The sequence below is a fragment of the Streptomyces sp. MGP-BFMKR1 genome (genome assembly GCF_057766585.1).
In genome coordinates this window covers 4,935,840-4,953,658 of record NZ_CM173408.1, presented here as the reverse complement: position 1 = coordinate 4,953,658, position 17,819 = coordinate 4,935,840, and the positions used below count along the sequence as shown (strand labels likewise).

Here is a 17,819-nt window from a genome sequence, read left to right as displayed (position 1 = left end):
CCGGCCCGGCCCGCCGTCGGCCACCCGGCCCGCCGCCCGCCTCCGCCGTCTGGGCCCGTCACGCCTCCGGGTGGGTGGCCGGTCCGTGCGGGGTGCTGCCTGGCCCGTACGGGTGGGTGGCCGGCTCGTGTTGGCGGGTGTCCGGTCCGTACGGGTCGGGGGTCTGGCTGTACGCGTTGGTGTCCGACCCACGCGGCTCCGGGGACTGGCCGTGCGCGCTGGTGTCCCGGCCGTGTGGGTTGGCGGTGGGGTCCCGGCCGTGTGGGTTGGCGGCGGGGCCCTCGGTGCTCAGCAGGACGAGGGTGGCCGTGGGGCCGAGGCCCAGGGCCGCGCGGCGGTCGGCCGCGCCCTCGCCGGTGAGCGCGGCCCGTACGCCGGCGAGCGAGGCCGCGCCGCACGGCCCGGACGGCACGCCGAGCGCGGCCAGGTCCCGTACCGCCCGCGCGGCCCGTGCCTCGGACACGGCCACCGCCGCGTCCAGTCCCGCGCGCAGGGCGGGCCAGGCGAGGCTGGAGGGGGTGCCACAGTTGAGGCCCGCCATGGCCGTGTCGCCGGTCGCGACGCTGACCCGTTCGCCACGACGCAGGCTCTCCAGCACGCACGCGGCGGCCTCGGGCTCGACGGCGAGCAACGCGGGGCCGGCACCAGCACCAGCACCGGCATCAGCACCGGTGTCCGGGGCCGGCGCGCGGTAGTGGGTGACGGCGGCCTGTGCGAGCGAGCCCACGCCCACCGGGATGGCGACGAGGTCCGGTGCGCCGGCCCCCGCCGCCGCCAGTTGGGCGTCGATCTCGGCGAACAGGGTGGCGTAGCCCTCGACGATCCACCCGGGAATCCGCTCGTACCCGGGCCGCCCGCTGTCCTGCACCAGGACGGTCGGCGACGCCTGCCGGCCCAACCCGCTCTCCGCGCCTGGCCCGTCCCCCGCGTCCTCCACCGCCCGGGCCGCCTCGCGCACGGCCAGGTCGTACGGCCCGGCCACCCGGGTCACGCGGGCGCCCTCGCCCTCGATCGCGGCCACGGCCACGGGGTGTACGCCGCGCGAGACGAAGACGTGGGCCCGCTGACCGAGGAGCCTGGCGATCCGGGCCACGGCCCGGCCGTGGTTGCCGTCGGTGGCGGTGACGAACGTGACCGGTTCGGCCGCCCCCGCCCCCGCCCCAGCCCCGGCAGGCCCGGCTGCCACCCCGGGCCCCGCCCCGGTAGGCCCGGCCCCCGCACCGGCGGGCCCGGCCGCCACGCGGGCCCCCGCGTCCATCGGTTCGGCCGCCCCGGTCGCGCCCGCCGTCGCGCCCCCGCGCTCGGCCAGGACGCGGTGCAGTGCCCAGGAGGCGCCGAGCGCCTTGAACGCCGGGAGCCCGAGCCGGGACGACTCGTCCTTGACGAAGACCCGGCCGACGCCCAACTCGGCCGCCAGGGAAGGAAGCTCCACCAATCGGGTGGGGGCGTAGTCGGGCAGCGCGGCGTGGAACGCGTGCGCGGCGGTCGGCGCGGGCGGGGCGGTCGGCGCGGGCGGGGCGGTCCAGTGCCGTGCGGCGGGCCGCGCGTACCACGAGCCCGGTCCGAGCGGGCCCCGCGCGCCGTCCGGATGGGCCGGCGCGGGCGGCGCCTCGGCGTTGATCGCGACGGGAGGGAAGATCTCGTTCATGCCTTCAGCCTGCGCTGACCTGCTCTTTCCGGTCCAGCGAATGTTTTCCACCTATATTCATCAGGAAGGCTGACGTAACGTCGCGGCGCACCCGACAGCGGCACGGAGGGGGACGGAGGGGCGGCGTGCGGGCCGCGAGAGCGCGGCCGGGACTGGCCAAGGGGCAAGGTCAAGGGCACGGGCGAGGCGCGATGTTCGATCTTCACCGGCTGCGGCTGTTGCGCGAGCTGAAGCACCGGGGCACGCTCGCCGCCGTCGCCGCCGCCCTCTCGTACAGCCCCTCCGCCATCTCGCAGCAGCTCGCCCAGTTGGAGGCGGAGGTCGGGGTGCCGCTGCTTGAGCCGGTCGGGCGGCGGGTGCGCCTCACGGAGCAGGCCGAGATCCTCGTCGCGCACACCGAGGCGGTCCTGGAGCGCCTGGAGCGCGCCGAGGCGGACATCGCGACCTCGCTCACGGACCTCACGGGCACGCTGCGGGTCGCGGCGTTCCAGACCGCGGCGCTCGCCCTGGTGCCGGCCGCGCTGACGCTGCTGCGCGCCGCGCACCCCCGGCTGCGCCTGCACGTCACCCAGCGCGAGCCGGAGCGGGCCCTGCCGGCGCTGCTGGCCCGCGACTTCGACGTGGTGGTGGCCGAGGAGTACCCGGGCAACCCCAACCCGCGCCCGGACGGCGTGGAGCAGGAGGACCTGTGCGCCGATCCGCTGCGCCTCGCCCTGCCGCCCGGCATCGCCGGGACCACGGTCGACGGGCCGCCCCGGGCGGCGCTGCGCGCGCTGGCCGCGCACCCGTGGGTGATGGAGCCGGCCGACACGGCGGCCCGGCACTGGGCGCTGACCCTGTGCCGGACCGCCGGTTTCGAGCCCGACGTGCGGTACGAATCCACCGACCTGCTGCTCCACCTGCGCCTCGTGGAGCAGGGCCACGCCGTCGCGCTCCTGCCCGACCTGGTCTGGAGCGGCCGGGAACCGAGTGTTCCGGTACGCGAGTTGCCGCGCGGGCAGCGGGCGCGCCGCCTGTTCACCGCCGTACGCCGGGGCAGCGGCCACCACCCGGCCGTACGCGCCTGCCGGCAGGCACTCCGCCAGGCCATGGGCGGCACCCCCTACCACGAAGGCGGCGCCAACCCGCCGTCACATACGACAGGTTGACGTAACTGAGGGGCGCTACGGCGCGCCCATCGACCAACCCGTCGTCACTCCTCGATCGCGCCGCCGACGACCCGCAGGTGGTCGCGGAAGGTCAGGGTCGGCGTCTCGCGGCGCTTGGCCAGGTACGCGTCGAACCGCACCTGGGCGCGGAGCATGTGGCCGGCCCGGATCTGGTCGGCCTGGCGCCGCTCGGTGTCGCGGATCGTCTCGGCGAGGGTGAGGAGTTCGTCGGCCCGCTCGGCGGGGGCGAAGACCACGCCGTCGTCGTCGGCGAACACCAGGTCGGCCGCGCTCACCGTCCAGTCGCCGACGGTGGCGGAGGTCAGCGCGTCGGCCGGGCGCTCGCGCAGGCTCAGCGGCCCGGTGGGGAGCGCGCCCGTGCTGAACACGGGCAGGCCGATGGCGCGGATGTCGGCCGTGTCGCGGTGCAACCCCCAGATCACGACCCCGGCGACCCCGGCGGCCTGGGCCTCAAGGACCGCGAGGTCGCCCACGCACGCCTCGTCGAGCCGCCCGCCGTTGTCCACCACCAGCACGTCCTCGGGCCGCGCGGCCTCGTACGCCTCAAGGAAGATGTCCACGCTGCCCACGTGTCGCGCCGGCAGCACGCGCCCGGCGACCCGGCTGCCCGGCGTCACGGCGCGCAGGGCCGAGGGCGCGCAGCGCACCGGGACCCCGGCGCGGATGCACGCGTCCGCCACGTGCGCCGTCGTCAGCGCCGCGAACCGCCGCGCCACGCCGACCCCGACGCCCGCCGAGGCGTCTGGTTCCTGGCTGTTCGGACCGTCCGGTACGGCAGCGCCGTCGGCCCCCTGGCCCCGCTCTTCCCGCCGTTCCAGGCCGCCCTGCTCGACCCGCCCGCCCTGCTCGTCCCGCTCGTCCCGCTGGATTCGCTCCCGCTGCGCCACGTGTGGCTCCTCGCCGTCCGGCTCCCCGCGCGGCTCGGTGCCGGGCCGCGCCCTTGGCCGCATTCTGCCGGGCCCGGGGCGGCGGCGGACCCCGTCAGCGCGCGCCGGCCTCCGCCCGCAGGTCCCGTACGAAACGCAGTCCGGGGCGCCCGTCCAGCGTCGTCTCGCCCGCGACGACGAAGCCGGTACGGGCCAACACGGCACGCGAGCCCGCGTTGTCGAGCGTGGTCTCGGCCTCCAGCGTGGTCAGCCCGTACTCCGTGGCGGCCCGTGCGCAGATCGCGCGGACCGCGGCCGTGGCCAGGCCGCGGCCGGCCGCGCGTTCGGCGATGCGGTAGCCGAGTTCGGCCGAACCGCCCGCCACGTCGACCAGGTTGACCCGGCCCAGCACCTCGCCGTCGGCCGCCACCAGCACGTGGAAGTAGCAGATGCCCAGGGACTGTTCGTCCAGCAGGGCGCGGTGGCGGGCGGCGAACTGCGCGAAGTAGGCGTCCCCACGGTCCGGGATCGACGCGGCGAAGTAGGCGCGGTTCGCGCGCTCGAAGGCGAGCACGGCCGGCGCGTGGTCGGCCCGCAGGGGTTGCAGCTCGAAAGCGGGCTCGGAAGCGGAACCGGGCGCGAGGCCGAGCGCCGACCGGGGGCCGGCGGGCGCGCGCCCCGGGCCTGGGACGGGCCGGGCGCGGGGGGCGGACTGTTGTTCGGGCACGAGCACAAGCGTACGCAGTTCCGCTTCGTGGCGCGGCGGCATTTACGGCACCACGCCCCGCCCCCGCCCGACGCCGGCCCCTGGCGGGCGCGCCATCAGGCCGGCGGCGCGCCCCAGTTGCTCGCCGGGTAGTCGACGTACCCCTCGGCGCCGCCCCCGTAGTACGTGGCCGGGTCGCCGGGCGACAGCGCGCGGTCGAGGGCGAACCGGGCGACGAGGTCGGGGTTGGCGACGTAGTGCCTGGCGTACGAGACGGCGTCGGCGACGCCGGCCGCGAGGGCGGCGTTCCCCGTCGCGCGGTCGAAGCCGTTGTTCACGATCAGCGGCCCCGCGAACCGGCTCCGGTAGCGCGCGAACGCGGTCAGGTCGGGGGCGGCCTCGGGTCCGGCGGGTTCGGGGCCGCGCAGGTGCAGGTAGGACACCGGGCGGTCGCCGAGTTCGGCCACCAGCTCGTCGTAGTCGGCGAGCAGCGGCTCGTCGGCGACGAACCGGTCGCCGTCGTGCCAGTACGGCGCGACGCGCACCCCCACGCACCCGTCCGGCCAGGTCCCGGCCACCGCGTCGACGACCTCCAGGAGCAGCCGCCGCCGGCCGACCCGGTCGGTGCCGTACGCGTCGTCGCGGTGGTTGAGCCGCGGGTTGAGGAACTGCGCGAGCAGGAACGTGCCGAGGGCGCCGATCTCGGCGCCGTCGAACCCCGCGCGGCGCGCCCGCTCGGCCGCCGAGCGGAACTCGGCGACCGTGTCCGCGATGTCGGCGCGGGTCATCGCGCGCGGCACGACGGTCTCCCGGAACCCGTCGCGGGTGAAGGACCGCACCCGTGGGTTGATCGCCGAGGGGCCCGCGGGCAGCGCGCCCCCGAGGTGGTCGGGGTGCGAGGCGGCGCCCGTGTGCCAGAGCTGGAGGACGATGCGACCGCCCAGCGCGTGCACCGCGTCGGTGACCCGCCGCCACCCGGCGACCTGCTCCTCCCGGTAGATGCCGGGGACGTGGGTGAAGCCGATGGCCCGCTCGCTGGTCCAGGTCCCCTCGGTGACGATCAGGCCCGCGCTGGCGCGCTGGGCGTAGTAGGCGGCGTGCGGCGCGCCCGGCGCCAGCGTCTCGTCCGCCGCGCGGGCCCGCGTCATCGGGGCCATCACCACCCGGTTGGGCAGCGTGAGCCCGCCGACGCCCAGCGGGCGCAGCAGCGGCTGCGCGCTCGCGGCGGTGGGCGACGGGTCACGGGTGGCGACATCCGTGGTCGTCAGGGTCGTGCTCATGGCGTGTCCCTCCTCGTCTGCGGGCCGTCCCCGACCGCCTGCGGCAGGCTCGGGGTCACCTCGGCCCGGTGGTGTACGTCATGAGGGGGACGGGGCCCGGCGACGAAAGGTGACCGATGGAGACGCAAGACCGGTTGGCAGAGCGGTTCGAGCCGCACCGCAGCCGCCTGCGGGCGGTCGCCTACCGGATGCTCGGCTCGGGCAGCGACGCGGACGACGCCGTACAGGAGACCTGGCTACGCCTGAGCCGGGCCGACACCAGCGAGGTCGCCAACCTGTCCGGCTGGCTGACGACGGTCGTCTCCCGGATCTGCCTCGACATGCTGCGCACCCGCACCGCCCGCCGCGAGGAGCTGATCGGCGCGCGGCTGCCCGACCGCTGGGACGGCGCCGGCCCCGGTGCCGACGGCGGCCCGGGGCAGGGCGCCGGCCGCGCCGGGGGCGACGGGCCCGGGGTGGACGCCGACCGGCCGCACCCCGGCACGGACCCGGAGCACGAGGCGCTGCTCGCCGACTCGGTGGGCCGGGCGCTGCTCGTCGTGCTGGACACGCTGACCCCGGCCGAGCGGGTCGCGTTCGTCCTGCACGACCTGTTCGCCGTGCCGTTCCAGCAGCTCGCGCCGATCGTGGAGCGCTCGCCCGTGGCCGCGAAGAAGCTCGCCAGCCGGGCCCGGCACAAGGTACGCGGCACCCCCGCCGTGGACGCGGCCGAGCTGGCCCGCCACCGCGAGGTCGTACGAGCATTCCTCGCCGCCGCGCGCGACGGCGACATGGCCGGCCTGCTCGCCGTCCTCGCCCCCGACGTCGTACGCCGGGCCGACCCCGCCGCGCTGCCCCCGGGCGCGCCGACGACGCTGCGCGGCGCCCGCGCGGTCGCCGAGCAGACCATGGTCTTCGGCCGCGGGTCGCGCCGCGCGGAGCCGCTCCTGATCGACGGGCACGTCGGCATCGCCGTGGCCCCGCGCGGCCGGCTGCGCCTGGCCATCACCGTCACCGTGCGGGACGACCGGATCGCCGCGTACGAGGTGATCGCCGACCCGGCCCGGCTCCGCCAGCTCGACCTGGCCCTCCTCACGGACTGACCTGGGCGGTTCGGACGGGGGTGGGGGTGGGGGTGTCCCTGTGGGCGCGTCGGCGGGGGTGCGTGCGGGCGTGCGGTGCGCGTACGGGCGCGGTGCGCGTACGGGCGGCGGGCCGGGCCGCAGAGGGCCGGCGGCGGGCCGGAGCGGACCCGGGGCCCGGGCGCGCGGCGGGGCGTTCGGGACCCGTCCCGGGCGGCGGCGCTACCGTCGGCCCCGGCCCGCCGCCGGCAGCCGCCGGGGGGCGCGGCCGTCGGCCGGTCGGGCTCGTCGCCCGCGCTCGCGGAGGCCCGCCTCGCCCCGTAGGGGCTGGCCGGCGGGCGCGGCCCGACCGGCCGTCCCGGCCGTCGGACGGACGCGGCGGGTCCGGCGGGCTCAGCGGGCTCAGCGGGCTCCGGGGAGTACGCCACGCGCCCGCCCGTACGCGGGCGCGTTCGCCCGCGTACGCCAGCGGAACCCTCGCCCCTCCCACGCCCACGCCCACGTCCACGCCCACGCCACGCGCCCGCGTGCGCGGGGCGCTCACGGGGCGGTCGGCGGCTCGGCCTCGTGGGCGCGGTGCAGCAGTGCGAGGAAGTCGGGGGCCGCGGGCAGCGCGACGGTGCCCAGTTGGCGGACCGGCACGCCGGGCGTCCACGAGTTCATGACCACGGCGCCGGACAGCTCCGGCAGGTCCGCGAGCCTGACCTCCCGGACGCGTTGCGGCACCCCGAGCCGCTCCAGTTGCCGGCTGACGACGCCCATCATGGTGCCGCGCAACATCTCGGCCTCGGGCCACACCACCGCCGAGCCGTCCCAGAAGGCCAGGTTCCAGATGGTGCCCTCGCTGATCCGGCCCTGCCGGTCGAGGAAGGCCGCGTCGTCGAAGCCCTGCTCGACGGCCTGCTTGAGGTAGTACGTCTTGGCCACCTCCCCGACGTGCTTGATGCCCGGCAGGTCCCGCTCGTGGTCGACCGCCGCCAGCGCCAGCGGGCCGGCCGGGCCCGACGCCGGCGGGCCGGTACGGACCAGGACGCTGGGCTCCACGTCGGCGCGCGGCGCGACGAACTCGCCGGCGTGCGAGTACACCGTGGCCAGCAGCGAGACGTCGGCCGGCCCGGCCGCGAGCGCCGCGCGCAGGTACTCCCGTATCCGCTCGTCGGGCAGCGCCCGCCCGAACATCTCGACCGACGCCCCGCGCAGCCGCGCCAGGTGCAGGTCGAGGCCGCGCAGCCGGCCGTCCCTGACCTGGGCGGCGGTGAAGTGCGCGTAACCGGCGAAGGCGAGCGGGGACAGCTCGTCGGCGGTGGCCGGCTGGCCGTTGAGGTGGACGACCGAGGACGTCATGCGTGGCTCCTGGAAGAGGTGGGCGGGAGGCCGGACCGGACCAGACCAGAACAGAGCGGTCCAGTCCGGCCTCCCGCGACGGTGCGCCAGACGCGCCGCGGCCCGCCGTCGGGCCGGCCGCGGGTGCGAAAGGCCAGGTCACGCCATGACGCTAAAGCCTGACACCAGTGCCAGGGTCAAGATCGGTCAGCACCGCCGGGGCCGCCGGGGCCGCCGGGACTCTCGCCGCCAGCCCCGCCGAGCCGGTCGAGCTCCTCGCCGATCGCCGCGCGCAGCGCCGCGTGCCGTGGGCCCAGCGTGTGCCGCGCGTCGCTCCACCGCTCGGCCGGGTAGAGCCACACCGGCTTGCGCGCCAACTCGTCCGGCTCCCACGCGTACCGGGGCCACACGTGCGCGTGCAGGAACGGGTCCGTGTTGCCCAGGATCTCCAGGTTGACCCGCCGGAAGGCCGGGTCGAGCCGCCGGCACGCGCGCTCGACGGCCTCGCCCAGCCGGTCCATGTCGGCCAGGAAGTCCATCCGCCTGCCGCGCGGCAGCTCCGACAGCCGCTGGACCGCCGGGTCGTCCCCGAGCAACACGGCGTACCCGGGCAGGAACTGCACGTCCCCGATCACCGCGAATCCCGCACTCAACCTGCGCAACACCGTGGGGTTCTCGCCCCGCATCGCGCTGCCGATCCGATCGCGCCGCCAGTCATCCGTCATGCCCGGCGACCCTACCCGCGCCCGCCGTCGCCCCCACGGGCGCCGTTACGGCCGGGCGTACGGCCGCGTCATCAGCTCCAGGTTGTGGCCGTCCGGATCGGCGAAGTACACCCCGCGCCCGCCGAAGAGGCGGTTGATCCGGCCGGGTTCGGTGTGCCGGGGATCGGCGTAGTACGTAACCCCCGCCGACTCCAGGCGGGCCACCATCGCGTCGAACTCCGCGTCGGGCACGAGGAACGCGTAGTGCTGGGGCTGGATCGGCTCGTCGCGCATCTCGTAGTAGTCGAGCGTGACGCCGTTGCCCAGGTCCACCGGTAGGAACGGCCCGAACGGGGCTCCCACCGTGAGCCCGAGGACCATCGCGAGGAACTCGGCCGAGGCCCGCCGGTCCCGGGCGTAGACGGCGGTGTGGTTCAGGAAAGCGACGCTGGTGGGGAGTTCGGCGGCGGGCTGCTGGTGCTGCTGGGCTGACTGGTGCGGCTGGGGTGGTTGGTGCTGCTGAGCTGAATCGTGCTGCTGGTCAGGTGACATGTGAGGCGAAGCTCCGTTGTGTCGTACGTCGAGGAGTCGAGGAGGGGACACGCCGCGGGTCGCCGCCGAGCGCGGGGCCGGCGAGCGGTGTGCGGTGGGGGCGAGCGGTACGGAGCGGGGTGGGCGGGGCTCTGGCCCGCCTCGCGCTCACGCCGAGGCCGGGCGCCTCACTCGTGCGTGGCCCATGGCCGACCCGGCAGTCACCCGGCCGACCCTAGCCCGCACCCCACCCCCGAGCAAGATCGCCCACTGCCCCCGCCCCGGCCGGCCCCTCGCCCAACTTCCCCGACTCTCCCGACTCTCCCGACTCCCGCACATTCCCCGGCCCCCCGTCCCCCCGTCCCCGTCCCCCGGCCCCCGATACGGCCCGTCAGCGCGAGGTCGCCCGGAAGGCCCGGCGGTAGGCGCCGGGCGTCGTGCCGAGGGCGCCGAGGAAGCGCCGGCGGAGGTTGGTCGCCGAGGAGAGCCCGACCCGGCGGGCGACGGCGTCCAGCGGCAGGTCGGAACCCTCCAACAGCTCCCGGGCCGCGCTGATCCGCTGCGCGAGCAGCCACTGTCCGGGGCTGGTGCCGAGTTGGTCGGCGAACCGGCGGGCGAGCGTACGCGTCGACAGGCCCGCGCGCGCCGCCAGTTCCGCGGTGGTCACGGGCTCGCCGAGGTGGCCGGTGGCCCACTCCAGGAGCGGCGCGAGCGTGCCGTCGAACTGCTCGGGGTGCGGCGGCGCCGCGTACTGCAACTGCCCGCCCTCGCGGTGCGGCGGCATGACCATGCTCCGGGCGACCTGGGCGGCGTACCGGGCCCCCTGGTCGCCACGGACCAGGTGCAGGCACAGGTCGATGCCGGCGCCCGCGCCGGCGCTGGTGGCGACGTCGCCGTGGTCCACGTACAGCACGTCCGGGTCGACCCGGACGGTGGGGAAGCGGGCGGCGAGGACCTGCGCGTGCCCCCAGTGCGCGGTGGCCTGCCGCCCGTCGAGCAGCCCGGCGTGCGCCAGCGCGAAGACGCCGGAGCAGATGCTGACCACGCGGGCCCCGCGGGCGTGCGCCCGGCGCAGGGCCCGTACCACGGCGGGCGACGGCGGCTCGTCGGTGGGCAGCCACCCGGGGACGACGACGGTGTCCGCCCGGTCGAGCGCGTCCAACCCGTCGGTCACGAGCATGTCGTACCCGGCGCGCGTCGCCACGGGCCCGGGGGTCTCGGTGCACACGCCGAACGCGTACCGCGTCGGGAGCCCCGGGCGCTCGACCCCGAACACCTCGGCCGCACAGGAGAGTTCGAAGGTCGACTGCGGGGGCCGGACCAGCGCCACGATCCGATGCATGGCAGGAAAGTACCGCATGATGTCTTGGTTGACACTCGGCGCCCGCGCCCCCACCCGCCAGGCTGGCCACATGACGACAGAGCAGCACCCGACCGCCCAGCAGCCGCCCGCGTACGTGTGGGCCACCGCCCAGGACACCCCGGCCCGCGAACTCTTCCCGGGCATCCGACTGCGCTCGCTCTGGAGCGGGGAGAACGGCGCGACCGCCCACGTACTGGAGATGGACCCGAACTCGTGCTGGGAGGGGATCGACGTGCACGAGCCGGGCCCCGAGGAGGTGTTCGTGGTCTCCGGCACCTTCAACGACGGCGTCCGCGACTACCCCGCCGGCTCCTTCATCCACGCCGCCGCCGGCACCTCGCACGTCCCCCAGACGAAGACGGGCTGCACGTTGTTCGTCTTCTACCCGGAGGGCTGACTCCCGCTCTTTTTCACGTTTTTTACGCGGCCCCGGGGCTCCCCCCGGGGCCCGCCCACAGCCGCCACCCGGCGCCCCTCACGCCGGCAACTGCCCCAGGGCCACGACCACCACGAACAGCGACCACTGCGCCCCCAGGCCGAATCCGCCCACCCGGCCCGGGCGGCGGGAGGCGACCATGCCGGCCAGCGTGGCGAAGGTGGCGAGGGGCACGCCGTACCGCGCCACGGCGATCAGCGCGTCGCCGTAGGCGAGCGTGCCGCGGACGCCGTCCTCGCACGTGTCGCAGGCGATGGCGAACAACGGCCCCAGGAACGTGATGAACACCCCGCTCACCAGGACCGCCGCCACGAGCACCGCCAGCCCGAGGCCACGGGCGGCGGCACGGGCGCGCTGGTCGCCGCCGCCGGCCGGCTCGGTGGGGGAAGCGGAAGCGGATGCGGATGCGGGAGCGGTGCCGGTGTTCTCCATGCGAGGGACGCTATGCGGCCCGAACCGCCGTACGGTATCCGCTCCCGTACTCAGCGTGGCGCCCCCGCGCGGTAGGTACCCCGCGCACCACCGCGCGGGGCGCGGGCCCGGGCCGCGCGGGTGACCCGCCTCGCGGCGCACCCGAGGCCGAGCGCGCCCCGGCCGTACGCCGTCACATCGCACGCTCCCGCTTCGGGGCCAGGGAGTCGCGCGCCGAGCGGGCGAGCAGCAGGGGGACGGCGCAGGCCAGGCCGACCGCGCCCAGGGCGACGGCGGCCGGCCGGGGGCCGAGCCACGCCAGTACGGCGCCGCAGCCGAGGACGCCGGCGGCGCGCACGGCCGCGTTGACCAGCCCGGTGGCGGCGGTGAGCCGGCCGAGCAACGCGGCCGGGGTGAGCACCTGGCGCGCGGATCCGGCCGTGACGAAGGCGAAGGCGGAACACGCGTCCATGCACAGGACCGCGCAGAACGCGTCCGCGAACCCGCGCGCCACGGACAACCACAGGAAGGACGCCGCGAGCCCGCCCAGCGCCACCCCAAGCAGCGGCCCCCACGGCAGGTGCTCGACGAACCGCACCACCACCAGCGTCACCAGCAGCCCTCCCACGCCCGCCGCGGAGAGGACCAACCCGACGCGGGCGGGACCGAGGTGCAGCGCCTGTACGGACAGCGCGACGACGACCAGCACGGCGGCCCCCGCGGTCACGTGCAGGTACAGGTAGGCCAGTTGCAGCACCCGCTGGAGGCGTTCCGTCGCCAGCAGCCGGAAGCCCGCGAACACGTCGCGCCGGCGCCCCGCCTGCGTCTCGGTGGGCCCTTCCAGGCCGGGGCCGGCGGCGGGCCGCACGGGCGCCGCCGGCAGGCGCGCGAGGAGGGCCGCCGATACGGCGAAAGAGCCGGCGTTCACCGCGAGGGCCACCGGGTGCGGGAGACGCGCGACGAGGAACCCGGCGAGCGCGGGCCCGGTGAGGGTGGCCGCCGCGTCGCCCGCCTCCACCGCCGCGTTGGCCCGCATGATGCGGGCGGACGGCACGAGGGCGGGCAGGTAGGCGTGGGCCGACACGGAGAACAGCACGTCGCCGCAGCCCATCAGGAAGGTCAGGCCGACCAGCAGGGCCACGGACGGCTCCGGCGCGGCCAGCGCCCACACCAGAGCGAGCCCCCACACCGCCCGCCACACGTCCGCGGTGACCATGAGCCGCCGGCGCTCGCGGGTATCGGCCAGATGCCCGACGGGAAGCGAGAGCAGTAGGGTCGGCAGGATATTGGCGGCCGTGACGAGGCCGGCGACCAACGGATCGTCCGTCACCAACAACAGGACGATCGGCAATGCCGCCTCGGCGGCCCGGTCACCGAGCAGGGAAAGCGTGCGCGCCACGACGAAACGGCGAAGTTGAGCGGACCGCATACGCCTCCCCCATCGACCGTCCCAGGGCGGCACCGCTCCCCTGCCAACGGCCCGGCATTCACCGGACGCCTGCCCCGAAGCACGTTATCCGCATGCGGAGTTGACCTGTCCGGCGGCAGCGCGCCGCCTCGTACGGCCGTGCAGTCGAGGGCCCGGCGAACGGCGGATGAGCCGGGAAACGCGCAGCGTACGAGCACAGCGCGGCGGACCAGCGACGGCCAACGCGGCAGTGCGGCAGTGCGGCAGTGCGGCAGTGCGACAACGCAGCGGCGGCGCGGCAATGCGCGAGCGTCCGAGGAGCCACGAGGGCGAGAAGGGTGAGGAGGGTGACCCGAGGAAGGAATGTCCGGGGAATACCGAACCCAAAAGCCAGCGGTCCGGGCTACCGGCCGCAAAAAGGGCGGATATTCGTTCTCCGCCACTCTCAACTTATAGCGCACCGGGGGGCTTGCGGCAAGGCCCAGGTCGTGCCGCAAGATGTCCGCCGCGGCCAGAACCTTCGGAATGCGGCGATTCACGACGTACGCGTCTCGCCCGTTCTGGTCCGCGGTACTTTTCCGTTCCCTGGGGGATTTCTTGCGTGACGTCATCGTGGTGGGCGCCGGGCCGACCGGTCTGCTGCTGGCCGCCGAACTGCGCCTGCACGGCGTGCGCGTGGTCGTGGTCGAGCGGGAGCCCGCGCCGACCGGGCAGGCTCGCGCGCTCGGCCTGCACGCGCGCAGCGTCGAGGTGCTGGACCAGCGCGGGCTGCTGGAACGCTTCCTCCCGCTCGGCCAGAAGTACGCGGTCGGCGGCTTCTTCGCCGGCATCAACAAACCGTGGCCCGAGCGGCTCGACACCGCGCATCCGTACGTCCTCGGCATCCCGCAGAACGTCACCGAACGCCTGCTGGCCGAGCGCGCCGCCGAACTCGGCGTGGAGTTCCGGCGCGGCCTCGACGTCGTCGGCCTGAGCCAGGACGCGACGGGGGTGAGCGTCGAGGTGGCGCCGACCGGCGCGCGTGCGCCAGGGGCGAGCCCGGCCGACGGCGACCCGGCCGGCACGGCTCCCGTCGGCGACGGGGCCACGCTGCGCGCCCGGTATGTCGTCGGCTGCGACGGTGGCCGCAGCACGGTGCGCAAGCTGCTCGGCGTCGGCTTTCCCGGCGAGCCCGCCCGGACCGAGACGCTGCTGGGCGAGGTACGGGTGGCCGTCACCCCGGAGGAGTTGGCGGCCGTGGTGGGCGAGGCCCGGAAGTCCTGCGTACGGTTCGGCGCGATGCCGCTCGGGGACGGCATGTACCGCCTCATCGTGCCGGCCGACGGACTGGCCGCGGACCGCTCCGCGCCGCCGACCCTCGACGAGCTCAGGCAGCGGGTACGGGCGATCGCCGGCACCGACTTCGGCGCCCACTCGCCGCGCTGGCTCTCCCGCTTCGGCGACGCCACCCGGCTGGCCGAGCGCTACCGGACCGGCCGCGTGCTGCTGGCCGGCGACGCGGCGCACATCCACCCGCCGACCGGCGGAATGGGCCTCAACCTGGGCCTCCAGGACGCGTTCAACCTGGGCTGGAAGCTGGCCGCCGAGGTGGCCGGCTGGGCCCCGGACGGGCTGCTTGACAGCTACCACGCGGAGCGGCACCCGGTGGCCGCCGCCGTCCTCGACAACACCCGCGCCCAGACCGAACTGCTCTCCTCGGAGCCGGGCGCCCGGGCGGTGCGCCGGCTGGTGGCGGAGCTGATGGACTTCGACGAGGTGAACCGGTACCTGATCGAGAAGATCACCGCGCTCCAGGTCCGCTACGACTTCGGCGACGGCCACCCGCTGCTCGGCAGGCGCATGCGCGACGTCGGCCTGGAGCGGGGCCGCCTCTACGCGCTGCTGCACGCCGGCCGCGGCCTCCTGCTCGACCAGACGGGCCGACTCTCGGTCACCGGGTGGGCCGACCGGGTCGACCACGTGACCGACCACAGCGAGGAGTTGCCCGCACCCGCCGTACTGCTCCGCCCCGACGGCCACGTGGTCTGGGCCGGCGACGACCAGGCGGACCTGCACGCCCACCTGCCCCGCTGGTTCGGGGCGCCCGTACCCGCCACCGCCGCCACGGCGGTGTAGGACCGCGTCAGGGCGCTGCCCCCCTCGGCCCCGCTACGTCGCCGGCCCCTTACTCCTCCACGGCGCCCTTGGCTTCCCCGGCTTCCCCGGCTCCCCCGGCCTCCCCGGTGGCGGGGCCGGGGAGCGCCGTCGGGCGGCGGCGCGGCGGGGCGCCGTGCGCCAGACGGCGAGCGCGCCGAGCGCGAAGCCGATCCCGATGGCCCACCACACGCCCGGGTGCTCCTCCACCCACATGCGCTGGCCCTCCGGCAGGGCGAGGGCGCCGGTGAGGCGGCCACCGCGCCCCCGGGGGAGGCAGGCCAGAGCGAGGAACGCCACGCACCACAGGGCCGCCGCGCCGGCGCCGCGTACCCACCGGCGCCGCCGCAGCGCGGCTGAGGCCAGCACCCACCAACAGAGGATGCCGCTGCCGCAGAACGCGCCGAAGGCGTAGCCGGCGCCAGGTCCGAGGCCGGCCACCGCCCGCCACAGGCGATCCCCCACGAGGACCGAGGTGACCCCGCCGAGGACCGCGACCCACGCGATCGTGGCGATGTGCCGTTCGGACATCTTGGCTATGAAGGACATTCCGCCAAGGTTACGACACGAGGGCACCGCCCCCGCCTCGCGAGAGGGGCGTTCACGCTGCTCACAGCGGTGCGGGCGGTCAGGAGCAGCGGCGGGCACGGTTCACGGAGGAGCTGGTGTCACACCCACACGCCCCGCGGTGTCTCCATGTCCAACAGGCCAACAGGCCAACAGGCCGCCGGGCCAACGGGCCGCCAGGCCACCAGTCGAGCGACCGACCCGACAGCCACCCAGGCACCCGGCCGCCCGGCCACCGGACAAGGAGCTGAGCATGACCCCGCGTATCCCGAAGGCAGAGATCCCCGCCGAGTTGAAGGAGAACCTGATCCAGCAGTTCGGTTCGGCGCCCGAACCGGTCGAGGTGGCGTTCAACCACCCCGGCGCAGCCGCCGCGTCCCTGGACTTCGCGGGCCGGATGAGCACGTGGGACGCGGTGGACGCGGGCCTCAAGACGTACGCGCACATGGCGGTCGCGGCGCGGGTCGGGTGCGGTTGGTGCCTGGACGTCAACTACTTCGCCGCGCTGAACCAGAACCTGGACCCGGCCAAGGCGAGCCAGGTGCCGCGCTGGCGCGAGTCCGGGGTGTTCACACCGCTGGAGCGGGAGGTGATGGAGTACGCCGAGGCCATGACCACCACTCCCACGACCGTCACCGACGAGCTGTCCGCGAGCCTGCTCGACCAGCTCGGGCCGGCGGGGTTGGTCGAACTCACCGTGTTCGTCGGCTTCGCCAACCTGTCGACCAGGGTGAACACGGCACACGGCATCACGTCACAGGGTTACTCCACCGCGTGCGCGATCCCGCTGGCCACCCGCCCCGAGCAGCCCCGCGTAGCGTCGCCGGCATGACCGGTGACCCCTTCGTCGACCACCGCGGCCTGTTGTTCACGGTCGCCTACGAGATGCTCGGCTCGGCGGCGGACGCGGAGGACGTACTCCAGGAGTCCTGGCTGCGCTGGGCCGACGTGGACCGCGCGCGGGTGCGCGACCCGCGCGCCTACCTCGTACGCGTCGTCACCCGGCAGGCCCTCAACCGGCTGCGCGCGCTGTCCCGCAGCCGCGAGGAGTACGTCGGCGAGTGGCTGCCCGAACCGCTGCTGACCAGCCCCGACGTCGCCGAGGACGTCGAACTCGCGGAGAGCGTGTCGATCGCGATGCTCACCGTCCTGGAAACCCTCGGGCCGACGGAGCGGGCGGTGTTCGTGCTCCGCGAGGTCTTCGAGATGCCGTACGGGGAGATCGCCGAGGCCGTCGGCAAGTCCGCGGCCACCGTGCGGCAGATCGGTCGGCGGGCCCGGGCGCACGTGGCGGCCCGGCGCCCGCGGATGCGGGTGAGCGGGACGGAGCAGCGGGCCGTGGTGGAACGGTTCCAGGCCGCGTTGAGTACGGGTCGGTTGCAGGAGCTGATGGAGGTCATGGCGCCGGACGTGGTGCTGATCGCGGACGGCGGCGGGGTGGCCACCGCCGCGCTGGCACCGCTGCACGGAGCCGCGCTGGTGGCGGGGGTGCTCGCACGGGCCAACCAGGCGATGGACTCGTTCGCGACGACGACCGTATGGCTCAATGGCGCGCCAGCGGTCCGCCTCGAGGTCGACGGCGAGCCGACGGCGCTGAGCGTCGTGGTGGACGGCGGCCAGGTCACTCGCGTCTACCTGATGCGCAACCCGCACAAGCTCACCCGCCTCGACCAACCGGCGCCCCTGGCCCGGTAGTCGGCCCGACGACGTGGCGGGCCCGAGGGCCCGCCACGTCAGTCGAGACAGAACTCGTTGCCCTCGACGTCCCGCATCACGATGCACGACTCGTTGACGCCGTCGGCGACCAGCAGCCGTACGCGCTCCGCGCCGAGCGCGACCAGGCGCGCGCACTCCGCCTCCAGCGCGGCCAGACGCTCGGCACCCACGAGCCCGGTGCCGACCCGCACGTCGAGGTGGACCCGGTTCTTGACGACCTTGCCCTCGGGCACCCGCTGGAAGAACAACCGCGGGCCCTCGCCCGAGGGATCGACACAGGCGAACGCCGAGTCCCGCCGCTCGGGCGGCAACGAACGAACGAAGTCGTCCCAGCTGGCGAAACCCTCCGGCGGCGGCGGTACCTCGTACCCCAACACCTCACACCAGAACCGCGCCACCCGCTCGGGTTCGGCGCAGTCGAAGGTGACTTGGAACTTCCTGATCACGGCCATCGGGCCACCCTAACGGCGGGCACTGACACACGCCGGGCGCGCTGA

Annotated in this window: 18 protein-coding genes; 6 read left to right on the top strand and 12 right to left on the bottom strand. The window is 75.7% G+C overall.

Annotated elements, in window-relative coordinates:
• Positions 1-58: 58 nt before the first annotated feature.
• Positions 59-1,648 carry a pyridoxal-phosphate dependent enzyme gene (locus AC3CHW_RS19420; protein ID WP_488467288.1) on the bottom strand — a complete coding sequence of 530 codons (1,590 nt, stop codon included), beginning with the start codon at positions 1,646-1,648 and terminating at the stop codon, positions 59-61.
• Between the two features lie 191 nt (positions 1,649-1,839).
• Between AC3CHW_RS19420 and AC3CHW_RS19415 the strand changes: the two genes are divergently transcribed.
• The gene (locus AC3CHW_RS19415) at positions 1,840-2,796 is read left to right on the top strand and encodes a LysR family transcriptional regulator (protein WP_488467287.1); all 957 of its coding nucleotides are present in this window, start codon (positions 1,840-1,842) and stop codon (positions 2,794-2,796) included.
• A 44-nt stretch (positions 2,797-2,840) separates the two neighbouring features.
• Here AC3CHW_RS19415 and AC3CHW_RS19410 read toward each other — a convergent pair whose 3' ends face one another.
• The 3 genes from AC3CHW_RS19410 to AC3CHW_RS19400 form a co-directional block, all read right to left on the bottom strand.
• Positions 2,841-3,533 carry an RraA family protein gene (locus AC3CHW_RS19410; RefSeq protein ID WP_488471106.1) on the bottom strand — a complete coding sequence of 231 codons (693 nt, stop codon included), beginning with the start codon at positions 3,531-3,533 and terminating at the stop codon, positions 2,841-2,843.
• 265 nt (positions 3,534-3,798) lie between these two features.
• The gene (locus tag AC3CHW_RS19405; protein WP_398607742.1) at positions 3,799-4,290 is read right to left on the bottom strand and encodes a GNAT family N-acetyltransferase; all 492 of its coding nucleotides are present in this window, start codon (positions 4,288-4,290) and stop codon (positions 3,799-3,801) included.
• Positions 4,291-4,505: 215 nt separating this feature from the next.
• The gene (locus AC3CHW_RS19400; protein ID WP_488467286.1) at positions 4,506-5,669 is read right to left on the bottom strand and encodes an oxidoreductase; all 1,164 of its coding nucleotides are present in this window, start codon (positions 5,667-5,669) and stop codon (positions 4,506-4,508) included.
• Positions 5,670-5,785: 116 nt separating this feature from the next.
• Between AC3CHW_RS19400 and AC3CHW_RS19395 the strand changes: the two genes are divergently transcribed.
• Positions 5,786-6,751, top strand: coding sequence for a sigma-70 family RNA polymerase sigma factor (locus AC3CHW_RS19395; protein ID WP_488467285.1), 966 nt, complete (start codon positions 5,786-5,788; stop codon positions 6,749-6,751).
• 519 nt (positions 6,752-7,270) lie between these two features.
• On the opposite strand, the gene AC3CHW_RS19390 is transcribed toward AC3CHW_RS19395, so the two are convergent.
• The 4 genes from AC3CHW_RS19390 to AC3CHW_RS19375 form a co-directional block, all read right to left on the bottom strand.
• A complete protein-coding gene (locus AC3CHW_RS19390) occupies positions 7,271-8,074 on the bottom strand; it encodes an aminotransferase class IV family protein (protein ID WP_488467284.1) in 804 nt (267 codons plus the stop codon).
• Positions 8,075-8,250: 176 nt separating this feature from the next.
• Positions 8,251-8,778 (bottom strand): HIT family protein, encoded by a 528-nt coding sequence (locus AC3CHW_RS19385; RefSeq protein WP_488467283.1) that lies wholly within the window; start codon positions 8,776-8,778, stop codon positions 8,251-8,253.
• Positions 8,779-8,823: 45 nt separating this feature from the next.
• Positions 8,824-9,309 (bottom strand): VOC family protein, encoded by a 486-nt coding sequence (locus tag AC3CHW_RS19380; RefSeq protein WP_488467282.1) that lies wholly within the window; start codon positions 9,307-9,309, stop codon positions 8,824-8,826.
• 370 nt (positions 9,310-9,679) lie between these two features.
• The gene (locus AC3CHW_RS19375) at positions 9,680-10,630 is read right to left on the bottom strand and encodes a helix-turn-helix domain-containing protein (RefSeq protein WP_488467281.1); all 951 of its coding nucleotides are present in this window, start codon (positions 10,628-10,630) and stop codon (positions 9,680-9,682) included.
• A 70-nt stretch (positions 10,631-10,700) separates the two neighbouring features.
• Between AC3CHW_RS19375 and AC3CHW_RS19370 the strand changes: the two genes are divergently transcribed.
• Entirely contained in the window at positions 10,701-11,048 is a 348-nt protein-coding gene (locus tag AC3CHW_RS19370) for a cupin domain-containing protein (protein ID WP_232109959.1), read from the top strand.
• A gap of 78 nt (positions 11,049-11,126) precedes the next feature.
• Here the strand turns inward: AC3CHW_RS19370 and AC3CHW_RS19365 are convergent, their stop codons facing one another.
• Positions 11,127-11,519, bottom strand: a complete 393-nt coding sequence (locus AC3CHW_RS19365) for a hypothetical protein (RefSeq protein WP_488467280.1) — start codon at positions 11,517-11,519, stop codon at positions 11,127-11,129.
• 172 nt (positions 11,520-11,691) lie between these two features.
• Positions 11,692-12,927 (bottom strand): MFS transporter, encoded by a 1,236-nt coding sequence (locus AC3CHW_RS19360; RefSeq protein ID WP_488467279.1) that lies wholly within the window; start codon positions 12,925-12,927, stop codon positions 11,692-11,694.
• Between the two features lie 576 nt (positions 12,928-13,503).
• Here AC3CHW_RS19360 and rox point away from each other — a divergent pair.
• Entirely contained in the window at positions 13,504-15,021 is a 1,518-nt protein-coding gene (rox, locus tag AC3CHW_RS19355; RefSeq protein ID WP_488467278.1) for a rifampin monooxygenase, read from the top strand.
• A gap of 33 nt (positions 15,022-15,054) precedes the next feature.
• Here the strand turns inward: rox and AC3CHW_RS19350 are convergent, their stop codons facing one another.
• A complete protein-coding gene (locus tag AC3CHW_RS19350; protein WP_488467277.1) occupies positions 15,055-15,588 on the bottom strand; it encodes a hypothetical protein in 534 nt (177 codons plus the stop codon).
• A 271-nt stretch (positions 15,589-15,859) separates the two neighbouring features.
• Here AC3CHW_RS19350 and AC3CHW_RS19345 point away from each other — a divergent pair, with 271 nt between their 5' ends.
• Positions 15,860-16,438, top strand: a complete 579-nt coding sequence (locus AC3CHW_RS19345) for a carboxymuconolactone decarboxylase family protein (protein ID WP_488467276.1) — start codon at positions 15,860-15,862, stop codon at positions 16,436-16,438.
• The gene (locus tag AC3CHW_RS19340) at positions 16,435-17,301 is read left to right on the top strand and encodes an RNA polymerase sigma-70 factor (RefSeq protein ID WP_488467275.1); all 867 of its coding nucleotides are present in this window, start codon (positions 16,435-16,437) and stop codon (positions 17,299-17,301) included. Before AC3CHW_RS19345 ends, AC3CHW_RS19340 begins: the two co-directional genes overlap by 4 nt.
• A gap of 38 nt (positions 17,302-17,339) precedes the next feature.
• On the opposite strand, the gene AC3CHW_RS19335 is transcribed toward AC3CHW_RS19340, so the two are convergent.
• On the bottom strand, positions 17,340-17,774 hold the full coding sequence (locus AC3CHW_RS19335) for a VOC family protein (protein WP_488467274.1): 435 nt from the start codon (positions 17,772-17,774) through the stop codon (positions 17,340-17,342).
• Between the last annotated feature and the right edge of the window lie 45 nt (positions 17,775-17,819).